The 11,758-nt window shown below is 65.8% G+C and carries 10 protein-coding genes; 7 read left to right on the top strand and 3 right to left on the bottom strand.

Translation table 11 applies throughout. The annotated features are described in order from the left end of the window. Positions 1–30 precede the first annotated feature (30 nt). Positions 31–786, top strand: coding sequence for an IclR family transcriptional regulator (locus tag NIBR502772_RS21210; protein ID WP_141141686.1), 756 nt, complete (start codon positions 31–33; stop codon positions 784–786). A gap of 123 nt (positions 787–909) precedes the next feature. Here NIBR502772_RS21210 and NIBR502772_RS21205 read toward each other — a convergent pair whose 3' ends face one another. Further along, the gene (locus NIBR502772_RS21205) at positions 910–2,403 is read right to left on the bottom strand and encodes a nucleobase:cation symporter-2 family protein (RefSeq protein WP_141141685.1); all 1,494 of its coding nucleotides are present in this window, start codon (positions 2,401–2,403) and stop codon (positions 910–912) included. 228 nt (positions 2,404–2,631) lie between these two features. Beyond that, positions 2,632–3,546 (bottom strand): factor-independent urate hydroxylase, encoded by a 915-nt coding sequence (gene pucL / locus NIBR502772_RS21200; protein ID WP_210412336.1) that lies wholly within the window; start codon positions 3,544–3,546, stop codon positions 2,632–2,634. Between the two features lie 371 nt (positions 3,547–3,917). Here pucL and NIBR502772_RS22560 point away from each other — a divergent pair, with 371 nt between their 5' ends. Next, the gene (locus NIBR502772_RS22560) at positions 3,918–4,091 is read left to right on the top strand and encodes a hypothetical protein (RefSeq protein WP_167349832.1); all 174 of its coding nucleotides are present in this window, start codon (positions 3,918–3,920) and stop codon (positions 4,089–4,091) included. 299 nt (positions 4,092–4,390) lie between these two features. Then, a complete protein-coding gene (locus NIBR502772_RS21195) occupies positions 4,391–5,344 on the top strand; it encodes a type IV toxin-antitoxin system AbiEi family antitoxin domain-containing protein (protein WP_210412335.1) in 954 nt (317 codons plus the stop codon). A gap of 124 nt (positions 5,345–5,468) precedes the next feature. On the opposite strand, the gene NIBR502772_RS21190 is transcribed toward NIBR502772_RS21195, so the two are convergent. After that, a complete protein-coding gene (locus NIBR502772_RS21190) occupies positions 5,469–6,863 on the bottom strand; it encodes an 8-oxoguanine deaminase (RefSeq protein ID WP_141141683.1) in 1,395 nt (464 codons plus the stop codon). 361 nt (positions 6,864–7,224) lie between these two features. Here NIBR502772_RS21190 and NIBR502772_RS21185 point away from each other — a divergent pair, with 361 nt between their 5' ends. From NIBR502772_RS21185 to NIBR502772_RS21170, 4 genes are all read left to right on the top strand, one after another. Beyond that, positions 7,225–7,719, top strand: a complete 495-nt coding sequence (locus NIBR502772_RS21185; RefSeq protein ID WP_141141682.1) for a nucleoside deaminase — start codon at positions 7,225–7,227, stop codon at positions 7,717–7,719. Between the two features lie 15 nt (positions 7,720–7,734). Next, complete coding sequence (locus NIBR502772_RS21180; RefSeq protein WP_246848832.1) at positions 7,735–9,261, top strand: NCS2 family permease; 1,527 nt, start codon at positions 7,735–7,737, stop codon at positions 9,259–9,261. A 297-nt stretch (positions 9,262–9,558) separates the two neighbouring features. Beyond that, a complete protein-coding gene (locus NIBR502772_RS21175) occupies positions 9,559–10,830 on the top strand; it encodes an XdhC family protein (protein WP_141141680.1) in 1,272 nt (423 codons plus the stop codon). Then, entirely contained in the window at positions 10,821–11,756 is a 936-nt protein-coding gene (locus NIBR502772_RS21170) for an FAD binding domain-containing protein (RefSeq protein ID WP_141141679.1), read from the top strand. Before NIBR502772_RS21175 ends, NIBR502772_RS21170 begins: the two co-directional genes overlap by 10 nt. Positions 11,757–11,758 lie beyond the last annotated feature (2 nt).

Here is an 11,758-nt window from a genome sequence, read left to right as displayed (position 1 = left end):
TCAGAATCTGAGCCCCAAGGAGGCAACGGAATGGCTGAAAAAGCCTCCGGAGGCGTGCAGTCCGTCGAGCGCGTCTTCGAACTGCTGGAACTCATCACGGACGCCGGCGGAGACGTGACGCTCAGCGAGCTCTCCTCCTCCACGGACCTGCCCCTGCCCACCATCCACCGACTGCTGCGCACGCTGGTCTCGCTTGGCTACATCCGCCAGCTGCCCAACCGCCGCTACGCACTGGGCCCCCGGCTGATCCGGCTCGGCGAAGGCGCCAGCAAGCAGCTCGGAGCCGTGGCCCGCCCGCAGCTGAAGAACCTCGTGGAGCGCCTCGGCGAAACCTCCAACATGGCCGTGCTGGATTCGGACATGGTCATCTACGTGGCCCAGGTGCCCTCCCTGCACTCCATGCGCATGTTCACCGAGGTGGGCCGCCGCGCCCACACGCACGACACCGGCGTCGGCAAGGCAATCCTGGCCCAGCTGGACGACGACGTGGTGCGCGGCATCGTGGCCCGCACCGGCATGCCCACCCCAACGGCCAAGAGCATCGGCGACATCGATTCCCTCTTGGCCGATCTCAAGCTGATCCGTGAACGCGGCTACTCCATCGACGAGGAAGAGCAGGAGCTTGGCGTGCGCTGCTTCGCGATGGCCGTGCCCAACGCGCCCACCCCTGCCGCGATCTCGGTCTCCGGGCCGATCAGCCGCGTGGACCAGAGTTTCGCCGACCGCGCCGTGCCGCTGCTGCGCCAGGCCGCGCTGGCGATCTCGGCGGAGCTCAACCAGAACTGATGCGTCCCGCCGTCGTCCGCCCTTAACCACAACAGCGCGAACGGACACTTGGGGCCCTGGAATCTGCGGATTCTGGGCCCCAAGTGCCCGTTCGCGCTTGGCGTTGTGGGTGGTGGGGTGACGTCAGTGGTCAGACTTCGACGACGACTCCACCGGGACTTCCTTGCCTTCGGCGTCGATCAGCTTGCCGCCCTCGTACCGGTCGCCGTCGGCCAGGATCTTCAAGTCGGCTTCAGTGACCACCCGGGCGGTGCCGGCCACAAACACTGACTGGTTCTCCGAGTTGCCGGCCTTGAGGTGGTTGAAGAGCAGATTCAGCAGGATGGCCATGACGGCGGCCGAGCTGATGCCCGAGTGGAAGATCGTGGAGAACCAGGACGGGAACTGGTCGTAGAACTTCGGGGCCGCAATCGGGATCATGCCAAAGCCGATGGAGGCGGCCACGATGACCAGGTTCATGTTGTTTTTGTACTCCACCTTGGCAAGCGTGCGGATGCCGCTGGCGGCCACCGTTCCAAAGAGTACGACGCCGGCGCCGCCCAGGACGGGGGTCGGAACCGCTGCGACCACTCGGCCAAGGATGGGCAGCAGGCCCAGGATCACGAGGATGAGCCCGCCGGCGCTCACCACGAAGCGGCTCTTGATGCCCGTGATCGCCACGAGGCCCACGTTCTGGGCGAAGGCGCTCTGGGTGAAGGAGTTGAACAGGGGCGAGATGGCGCTTGAGAGCATGTCGGCACGCAGGCCGTCTCCGATGCGGCGTGAGTCCACCTTGGTGTCCACGATCTCGCCGACCGCGATGATGTCCGCCGAGGTCTCGGTGAGCGTCACCAGGATGACAATCAGCATTGAAATGATCGCCGCAATCTCAAAGGTCGGCAGGCCAAAGGCGAACGGCGTGGGGAAGGCGACAACGTCGCCCTGGCCAACTTTGGAGAAATCGGCCATGCCCGTGAACAGTGCAATCACGGTGCCGATCACCATGGCGAGCAGGATTGACAGGCGGGAGATGGCGGCGTTGCCCACCTTGCTCAGCAGCAGGACGATGCCCATGGTGGCCGCGGCGAGGCCGATGTTGGCCACGCTCCCGTAGTTCTCGGCCTTGGCGTTGCCGCCCATGGCCCAGTTGGCGGCGACCGGCATGAGGGTCAGGCCGATCGTGGTGATGACCGTGCCGGTGACCACAGGAGGGAAGAACTTGATGATTCTGGAGAAGAGCGGCGTGATGGCCAGGCCGATCAGGGACGCCACAATCACGGAGCCGAAGACGGCCTGGATGCCGCCGCCGCCCTGGACGATCGCCACCATGGTGGAGACGCCGGCGAACGAGACGCCCTGGACCAGCGGCAGCTGCGATCCGAAGAACGGGATGCCCACGGTCTGCAGAATGGTGGCGAGGCCGCCCACAAACAGGCAGGCCGCGATGAGCAGGCCGATGTCCGTGGCGGACATGCCGGCCGCGGCTCCGATGATGAGCGGCGGGGCGATGATGCCGCCATACATGGTCAATACGTGCTGGAAGCCGTACGCGAACGTGCTTCCGATGGAGAGGCGCTTGTCCTCGGGGCGGGCCGCGGAACTAGTCGGCGCGGGCCGGGAATTCTTCTTGCTGTTCATGGCAGACTTTCTTGGTTCATGGCAGACGCCTTCGTCTGGCTAACAATGTCTGGCTAACAATTTGGGGCTTTGGGGAGCGTGACCGGGTGGATTTCGACAAGCTCAATCACCGGAGACGGGCCCAACCAGGGGGACGGGCCCAACCAGGGAAGACGGGCCCAACCAGGGAAGACGGGCCCAACCACCGGCGTTGTCCGGTGGTCGAGCCCGTCGAGACCCGGTGGCAGATCAGCAGAAGCCGGCAATGCCGTTCCAGGCGGCGGGGGCCGTGCCTGAGTTTTCGCGCTGGACCGTGGCCTCGATCAGGCCATAGGGGCGGTCCGCGGCGAAGAAGACCTCGTTGGGGTTGTCGAGCCCGAATGGGCTGAGGTCAACCAGGAAGTGGTGCTTGTTGGGCATCGAGAACTTGATCTCGTCCACTTCGCCGTGTGCTTCCAGGACCTTCTTGCCCATGTCGAACAGGGTCTGCTGCAGGGCGTGGGAGTAGTTCTCCGTGAAGCCCTCGAGCAGCAGGGCCTTGATGTCCTCGTAGCTCTTGTTGAAGTCCGTGGCCGTGTGGTCCAGACCCGTACTGTAGCGCCAGCGGGCGGAAACATCCGTGGCCAGGATGCGGTCCGTGGTCTCGGGCAGGGTGGTGTACTTGTCTCGCGGGTAGCCGACAAAGCCGGACTGGGTGGTCTTCAGGACGGTCAGGTCCTTGAGCCCGGAGATCACGTGCGTGGTGTTGCCGTCCCGGACCACGACGGCGGTCCGGACTTCCTGCCCGTTCCGGACAAAGCTGTGGTCGTGTTCGGATCCGTGCGACTGGATGCGGTCCCAGGTGTAGGACTCGGCTTCCCAGCGGCCGCCCGTAACCCAGTCGAAGCCTGACGTGAAGTGCTCGCTGAGGCGAAGAAGGAAGGCTTCGGGGGAGCCAACGCCCGCCCTGGCGAAGGCGTAGATGGTGTTCTTCTGGGTGTCCGTGGCGACGACATGGGCGTTGTCGCCTTTCAGGTGCGCAGCCTCGAAATCGCCGCGCAGCTGCGACGTTACGTTCAGGTCTTCGATCTGGTGGCGGTCGGTGTCGCGGGTGACTTTGACGACGCGGACTTCTGCCTTGCCGTACTGGTTGTCGCCGAGGACGATTTTGTTGCTCATGGTCATATCCCAACTTCTACGAGGTGGAACCTTTACGGTCCACCAACGAAATTAAGCGCGTATTTCCAACGCGTTTCTGGTGGAGCCGACCCAACAAAAAAGAGCCGGCATCCATTGATGCCAGCTCATTACGACCCTGCCTGCTGCTCCCAGGTTACGTGACCTGCGCCACGAAGTGAAAAAAGCGTAGCCCACTCCTGCCAGTGGTGTACATCACCTCCCGGGAATTGTTATGTACTTTCCGATTGTGACCGGCCGGGTGCGCGTCCCTGCGGCCGAGGTCTTGACGCTGATCCCGGGCCCTCATAGAATTTCCACATAACAATAAAAGTTTTCCGGAGTACGGAAAAGTCAACAGCAAGAACGAGGAGGAACAGATGGACTCGAAGGATAAGAACAACGTCGTGGATTTCCCGGCCCCCGGCCAGGAGCTGTACCTGCCGTTCGGCGCCACGGATCCCGACTTCTACATTCCGGCCGACTGTGACCGTGCAGGCGGGTTCTCCCGCTGGATGCGCGCGCTCCCGGTATTCGGCCGGCAGCGTCCCTAAGAGCTCCATCCCCAGCAGCCCCTCTCCTCGCAAGCTCGGACAGGGAACCCTGCGGCGGTGGGCCCTGTTCAGGGCGGACTCTGCGCAACAGAGTCAACGGGCGGGTGGCACCTGGGGAGGTGCCGCCCGCTTTTACATGCCTAGCCGTTCACGAGCCTCCGAGCCTGCGCCGATTCGATGGTTCCCTGCGCACTCGATGGTTCGAACCGTCGTGTGCGCAGGGAACCATCGATCCGGCGTTATCCACATAGGACGAACTCCGCTGTCGCCCACCGGTAGTGCCGTTCGAGGCTTGTCCCATGACGAACAACGCGCAGTTGACGATGACTACGGGTGGCGTGCTGCCCACTGGAATGGACCTGTGGCAGACCGGCGAGCTGCAGGAGTCCGGGCTCAATGCACGCAAAGTATCGGCTTTGGTGCGAGCCGGCAGCCTGGTCAGGCTCCGCCGAGGTTGTTACATTCGCGGCAGCACGTGGGCGGGCCAAAAACCTTGGGTGCGCAGCCGGCAACTGATCGCCGCGCACGCTCACGGAACGCTCACGACGTCGGGCGGCGGCTTCGTCTACAGCCACACCTCGGCTGCCCGCCTCCACCGGTTGTACCTGTGGGACGTTGACGATTGTGTGCACGTCACCCAGGAGTCGGCTCCTTCGCGCACTTCCCATGGCCGCGACGTAGTTGCCCACACCAGGTCGCTGCAGACAGCGGACATTGTCTTCGTGGACGGCATGCCCTGCACTTCACTGGAGCGCACCGTGGTGGATTGCTGCCTCATGCTGACCAACAGGCAGGCCCTGGTGTTGATGGATCATGCCCTCAGGATGGGCGCTGACCTGGCGGAAATCCGTCGGATGAGTGCTTCGTTGGCGGGACGCAATGGCGTACGAACGCTGCGTCGAGCCATTGAGAACGCAGACGTGCGGTCGGAGTCACCGGGTGAGACGTTGACGCGTGAGTTGATTCACCGGCTCTGCATTGAAGCGCCCGAGCTCCAGGTGGTCGTATGGTCGCCGGAAGGCAAGCACCGGCTGGACTTCGCTTGGCGGGAGAAGAAGGTGGCACTGGAATTCGACGGCAAGGTGAAGTACTTCGACTACGAGCCAACCGACGAGGTCATCTACAAGGAGCGGCAACGTGAAAAGGCGCTGACCGAGGAGGGGTGGACATTCATCCGGATCAAGTGGCAGGACCTGTTCCAGGAACACGAGTTCAAGATGCGCGTCCTGCGGGCCCTCCGACATGCAGGTTAGCGGCGCCATTTCGATGGTTCCCTGCATACTCGATGGTTCGAACCATCGTCTGCGCAGGGAACCATCGAAACGGGGGAGGCGGACGGCCCGGACGGAGCGGACGGAGCCCGCAGCCTGCCCTGGACTAGCCGTTCACGAGCTTCCGGGCCGCGGCCGAGTGCTCCGCCATGAGCCCGGCGACGTCCAGGCCGGGGATCTGACCGTCCACCACGCGCCATTGCCCGCCAACCATCACCCGGTCCGCGCGGTCCGCGCCGCACAGCAACAGTGCCGCAATGGGGTCGTGGCTCCCGGAGAAGCGCAGGTCGTCGAGGCGGAAGAGTGCCAGGTCGGCCTGCATCCCCGGCGCCAGTTGACCAATATCGGAGCGACCCAGCACGGCTGCCGAGCCCCGAGTCGCCCAGCCCAGCGCGCGCTCCACCGGCACGTCTGCGCCGTAGCGCAGCCGCTGCAGATAGAGCGCTTGCCGGGCTTCCAGGATCATGTTGGAGGCATCGTTCGACGCCGATCCGTCCACGCCCAGCCCCACGGGGACCCCGGCTGCCTCGAGTTCCAGCACGCGTGCGGTGCCTGACGCGAGCCGCATGTTCGACGTCGGGCAGTGCGCGACGGCGGTGCCGGCGGCTCCCAGCCGGGCGATCTCGTCGTCGTTGAAGTGGATGCCGTGGCCCAGCCAGGTGCGGTTGCCCAGCCAGCCGACGCTCTCCAAGTAGTCCACGGTGCGCAGGCCGAACATCGAGAGGCAGAAGTCTTCCTCGTCAATGGTTTCGGCGAGGTGCGTGTGCAGCCGGACGTCCAGCCGCTCTGCCATCAAGGCGCTCTCGGCCATGATTTCCTTGGTCACCGAGAACGGCGAACACGGGGCCAGTGCAATCTGGATGACGGCACCGTCGCCGCGCTCGTGGTACTTCGAAATGAGTCGTTCGCTGTCCGCCAGGATGACTTCCCGCCGCTGCACGGTGGACTGCGGCGGCAGGCCGCCGTCGTCCGTTCCCAACGTCATGGAGCCGCGCGTGAGCGTGGCCCGCATGCCCAATTCGCGTACGACGCCGACCTCCACGTCGATCGCGTCCTCGAGTCCCGCGGGGAACAGGTAGTGGTGGTCGGCTGCCGTAGTGCAGCCGGAGAGCAGCAGCTCGGCCAGGGCTACCTTCACCGCGAGTTCCAGGCTGTCCGGTGTCAGGCGCGCCCAGACCGGGTAGAGGTTCTGCAGCCAGGGGAACAGCGGGGCGTTGGCCACCGGACCCCAGGCGCGCGTGAGGGTTTGGTAGAAGTGGTGGTGCGTGTTGATCAGGCCCGGCATCAGGACATGCGCGGAAGCATCGAAGACGGCGGAGCAGGGTGCGGACGGCTGTCCGCCGGCCGGAACCAGCTCGGCGATGATGCCGCCGCTGACCACGATGCCGCCGCCGGCGTCGAGTCCGTTGGCGGTGAAAACGGCGAGCGGGTTCTTGATCCAGAGCCTGGACGGGGATGGGGCAGGGGATGAGACCGGGGACGGGGTAAGCGGGTGGGCCATGGATGGCTCCTTGTCTGGTCGGCAACAAATGCGTTCCAGCTCAGTTAGGCCCTGTCTGCTGATCCAGGATGCCGGCCTGCCCATGGGTAGCCGGTGGCAATCAGCGTAGGACGCACGCGGAAGCGCGTCAATGTGACCCGCTGAAACCTGAATTTCACATCACGAAATTAAGTTTCCAGAAAACTATGGCGCTGATCACAGGTCCGGTGCTAATCTCGATCTTGCCAAAGGCGGGCACCCGGACTCCGGGAAGCTATCTACCAGGCGAACCTTCAAAAGCACATGCTGAAGCCTGGTAGCCGTATCACTGGCGCGTCCCCGTCGGGTTACTGGGCTTCCTTGCCACTAAGGAAGTCGCAAAATGAGCACAACCGTCACGGCCGAACATTTCCTGGCCGCATCCATAAATCTGGCAACAGCCAACGTCCTGGACAGTGGCGGCCCGTTCGGCGCCGTCGTTGTCACCGCGGATGGCCGCGCCTTCGAAGGCGTCAACCGGGTCACCGCCACGAACGACCCCACGGCCCACGCCGAGGTCACCGCCATCCGCAATGCCTGCCGCGAGCTCGGCACCTTCGATCTCAGCGGAGCCACCCTCTACACGAGCTGCGAGCCCTGCCCCATGTGCCTGGCCTCGGCCCTGTGGGCCCGGATCGGCAACGTGGTCTTCGCCGCCGACCGGCACGACGCAGCCTCCGTGGGCTTCGACGACGCGGTCTTCTACGAGTACTTCGAGAACGAGGACCGGGATGCACTGATGCCGGTCGCCAAGCTGGAACTGGGCGACCCCCAGGCTCCCGCCATCCTGGAACCGTTCAACACCTGGAACACGCTCGATTCCAGGATTGACTACTAGGATCCGGTGGCTGAAATGACAATCCTGGACCCCGCAGAAATGCGAACCGCAGCTGAAAAGCAGGCTGCGCCCGAAGGCGCAGAGCACACGGCGGCACCCCGGCCCCCGGCGTCGAAATCCTTCCTGGATAGTTTCTTCCAGATCACCAAGCGTGGCTCCACGCTGGCCCGCGAATTCCGCGGCGGCATTGTCACGTTCTTCACGATGGCCTACATCGTGATCCTCAACCCGCTGATCCTGGGCGGTTTCTCGGCCGAGAACGCCCCCACGGACGTCGCCGGCGGCTGGCTCTCGGCAGCGCAGGTGGGGGCCGTTACCGGGCTCACCGCCGGCGTTATGACCATCGTGTTCGGCCTCGTCGCCAACCTCCCGTTCGGGCTCGCGGCGGGCCTGGGCATCAACTCGTTCCTGGCAGTGGCCGTCATCCAGGACGTCACCTGGCCCGAAGCCATGGGCCTGGTGGTCATCAACGGCATCCTGATTGTCCTCTTCGGCGCCACGGGTGCCCGGACGGCGATCTTCAAGGCAGTCCCCAAGGAACTCAAGGCCGCCATCACCGTTGGCATCGGCCTGTTCATCGCCTTCATCGGCTTCGTCGACTCCGGCTTTGTCCGCCCCACCAAAGGCGGCCCGCCGGTCCAGCTCGGCAACGACGGCTCCATCACGTCCATCCCCACCCTCGTCTTCATCGTCGGCCTGCTGGTCATGGGAATCCTCGTGGCCCGCAAGATCCAGGGCGGCCTCCTGATCGGCATCGTCGCCACCACCGCCCTCGCCGCCGTCGTCGAGGCCGTTATGCACATCGGACCCGGCAGCGCCGACAACCCCGGCGGCTGGCACCTCAACGTGCCCGTGCTCGCCGGCCAGCTGGTCTCCGCCCCGGACTTCAGCCTGGTGGGCCAGTTCGATCTCTTCGGCTCGTTCTCAAGGATCGGCGGCCTCGCGGCCACCATGCTGGTGTTCACCCTGGTGTTCACCAACTTCTTCGACGCCATGGGCACCATGACCGGGCTCGCCAAGAGCGCCGGAGTGGCGCACAAGGACGGCACGTTCCCCAGGCTGAAGTCGGCCTTCATCGTCGAAGGCATGGGCGCAGTGGTGGGCGGCGGAACGTCCGGCTCGTCCAACACCGTTTACATCGATTCCGCGGCCGGCATCGGCGAAGGTGCCCGTACCGGCCTGGCCTCCGTGGTCACCGGCGTGCTGTTCCTGGGCTCGATGTTCTTTACGCCGCTGACCTCGGTGGTGCCGCTCGAAGTGGCGGCTGCCGCCCTGGTGGTGGTGGGCGCCATGATGATGGCACAGATCCGCGAGATCAAGTTCAGCAAGTTCTCTATCGCACTGCCGGCCTTCCTGACCATCATCACGATGCCGCTGACCTACTCGATCGCCAACGGCATCGGCGTCGGATTCATCTCTTTCGCGGTCATCAGTGCGGCGTCCGGCCGGGCCGGCAAGGTCCATCCGCTCATGTGGGTGGTCACCGCGGGCTTCATCATCTACTTCGCCCGCGGGCCGATCAACGCCCTGCTGGGCGCGTAGGTCCCCGGCGTAACCGCCCATTCGGGCGCCTTAAACGGCGGTCCATCCGCACCCACCGCATCGAGTAGGCGTCCGCCGCCGTGGTCCACAGCACCGGAACCCACGACGGCGGGCGGCGGTGGAGTGCGGCTGGGCCGTCACGGACCGGGGCGGGATTAGAGGCCCCGCCCCGGTCCCCTCAAACAACTCCCGTGACTTTCCCTCTACACCAGCAAGGAATGAGATTATGAGGCAAGACCGCGCTCTGTTCCGGACAGGATTCCCGTCCGGGACCTCAGTGGTAAAGGACGTGTTGCCATGCTGGACCTAATACCTTCACTGGGAGGCTGGCGGCCCGCGGTCTCCGGCCAGCGCTGCGCCGTCGCCACCATCGTGGCCGCGGGCGGCTCCGTGCCCCGGCCGCTCGGCACGTCCATGCTTGTGTCGGAGCACGGGGACGTCCTGGGCAGCCTCTCCGGCGGATGCGTGGAGGGGGCCGTGGTGAACGCCGCCCTTGCAGTAATGCGCGACGGCGGCAGCCGCCTTGAGTCGTTCGGCTACAGTGCCGAGGACGCGTTCGCCGTCGGACTCTCCTGCGGAGGAGAGCTGGAGGTCCACATCCAGCCGCTCGGATCCTCGCTGGAGGCCATGGACTTCGCCATGCTGAACAGCCTGGCGGGCCGCCAGTCCACCACTGCCCTGGCACTGATCCGCCGGCTCGACGCCGGCGGGGGAGCCGTCGTCGTGCAGGATCCTGTGCGGTTCCGCGCCATGGAGTCCCCGGAACTTGCCCGGCTGGTGGGTGACCATCCCGCCACTGTTTACGCGGCAGCCGCCCAGCTCGAGCCGCTGCTCCAAGGCGGCCGCGCCGGTTTGGTCCGCGTGGCACCACCTGACGGCTGCTCCGACAGCCGGGACCAGACCCACCCCGAACCCATCACCCTGTTCGTGGAAAGCCGGCTCCCGGCCGCGCGCATGCTGATCTTCGGCGCCAACGACTTCGGCGCCGCGCTGCTCCCGGCCGGGAAACTGCTGGGCTATGACGTCACCCTGTGTGATGCCCGGCCGGCGTTTTCGAACCAGGGTCGCTTTCTCGCTGCCGACCAAGTGGTCACGGACTGGCCGCACCGCTACCTCGCCGCAGAAGCAGCCGCAGGACGCGTGGACGGCCGCACCGTGGTGTGTGTGCTGACCCATGACCCCAAGTTCGATATCCCGCTGCTGGAAACCGCGCTTGGCCTGGGCCTGGCCTATGTGGGCGCCATGGGTTCGCGGCGCAGCCACCGCCAGCGGATCGACGCGCTGCTCGCCGACGGCACGCCGGCCGAAGCACTGGAGCGGCTCCATTCGCCCATCGGCCTGGATCTTGGCGCCGTCACGCCTGCCGAGGTCGCGGTGTCCATTACGGCCGAGATCATCGCCTCCCGCGGCCGGGCCGGACGGGGCAGCACCACGCCGGCGCCGCTCAAGGCGCCCTCTCTCAAGGACGGCAGCGGCCCCATCCACCCCACATCAGAATCCCGCACGCACGAACCCCGCACGCACGAACCCCGCACGCACGAACCCCGCCAGGAGGACCCATGGACATGAACACGATCGAGGCCGTCGTGCCCACGACGGACCCCGCCGAATGGCGCGACGGCGATGCCTGGCTGGCCGGCGGCACGGTGCTGTTCTCCTACGGGAGTACGGTCCTGAAGCGGCTGCTGGACCTTGGCCAAGCGGGTTGGCCCGCCGTGACCGTGAGCGACGCCGGGATAGAACTGGCCGCCACGTGCACCGTCGCGGAGCTTTACGCCCTGCCGGGTTCGGACGAAGTTGCCGGCCGGGAGTGGCCGGGCCTGGACCTGTTCCGTCCCTGCTGCGACTCCTTCGTGGCATCGTTCAAGGTCTGGAACATGTCCACCGTGGGCGGCAACCTGTGCACCTCGCTCCCGGCCGGGCCCATGATCTCGCTCTGCGCAGGGCTGGACGCCACCGCCACTATCCTCGGTCCCGGCGGCAGCAGCCGCACGGTCCCGGTGGCCACGTTCATCACCGGGGACGGGCAAAACAGCCTGGCACCCGGCGAGCTCCTGCGCAGCATCCACTTGCCGGCGTCGGCCTTGTCCGCGAAGGTGGCCTTCCGGCGGCTCTCGCTCAGCAACCTCGGCCGTTCCGGAGTCCTGCTGATCGGACGGCGGGATGCCGACGGCGGCCTGGTCATTACCGTCAGCGCCGCCACCAAACGTCCCGTGCAGCTGCGGTTCACCGCTGCCAAGATGGCTGGCCCCGCGGCACTGGCGGCCGCCGTCGGGAAGGCCATTCCCGCGGAGCTGTACCACGACGACATCCACGGGCTGCCCGAGTGGCGCCGGGACATGACCCTCCGGCTTGCCGAGGAGATCCGTGCGGAACTGCTGGAGGAACGGCTCACCGTGTCGGGCGATTTCTGGACCGGCCGGCCGCACGCCACCTCGCCGCAGCCGAGCGCGCAACCCGTCACGACAGAGAACAAGCAGCAGAAGGAGGCCTGAGC

It is taken from the genome of Pseudarthrobacter sp. NIBRBAC000502772 (genome assembly GCF_006517235.1).
GTDB lineage: Bacteria > Actinomycetota > Actinomycetes > Actinomycetales > Micrococcaceae > Arthrobacter.
Note: the sequence above shows the minus strand (reverse complement) of the source record. Positions and strands in the feature narration are given on the sequence as shown.

Excerpts from the sequence above, each read along its gene's own strand:
- NIBR502772_RS21190 (WP_141141683.1), bottom strand. The coding sequence starts at position 6,863 with ATGGCCCACCCGCTTACCCCGTCCCCGGTCTCATCCCCTGCCCCATCC.
- NIBR502772_RS21175 (WP_141141680.1), top strand. The coding sequence starts at position 9,559 with ATGCTGGACCTAATACCTTCACTGGGAGGCTGGCGGCCCGCGGTCTCC.
- NIBR502772_RS21170 (WP_141141679.1), top strand. The coding sequence starts at position 10,821 with ATGGACATGAACACGATCGAGGCCGTCGTGCCCACGACGGACCCCGCC.
- NIBR502772_RS21205 (WP_141141685.1), bottom strand. The coding sequence starts at position 2,403 with ATGAACAGCAAGAAGAATTCCCGGCCCGCGCCGACTAGTTCCGCGGCC.
- pucL (WP_210412336.1), bottom strand. The coding sequence starts at position 3,546 with ATGACCATGAGCAACAAAATCGTCCTCGGCGACAACCAGTACGGCAAG.
- NIBR502772_RS21195 (WP_210412335.1), top strand. The coding sequence starts at position 4,391 with ATGACGAACAACGCGCAGTTGACGATGACTACGGGTGGCGTGCTGCCC.
- NIBR502772_RS22560 (WP_167349832.1), top strand. The coding sequence starts at position 3,918 with ATGGACTCGAAGGATAAGAACAACGTCGTGGATTTCCCGGCCCCCGGC.
- NIBR502772_RS21185 (WP_141141682.1), top strand. The coding sequence starts at position 7,225 with ATGAGCACAACCGTCACGGCCGAACATTTCCTGGCCGCATCCATAAAT.
- NIBR502772_RS21180 (WP_246848832.1), top strand. The coding sequence starts at position 7,735 with ATGACAATCCTGGACCCCGCAGAAATGCGAACCGCAGCTGAAAAGCAG.
- NIBR502772_RS21210 (WP_141141686.1), top strand. The coding sequence starts at position 31 with ATGGCTGAAAAAGCCTCCGGAGGCGTGCAGTCCGTCGAGCGCGTCTTC.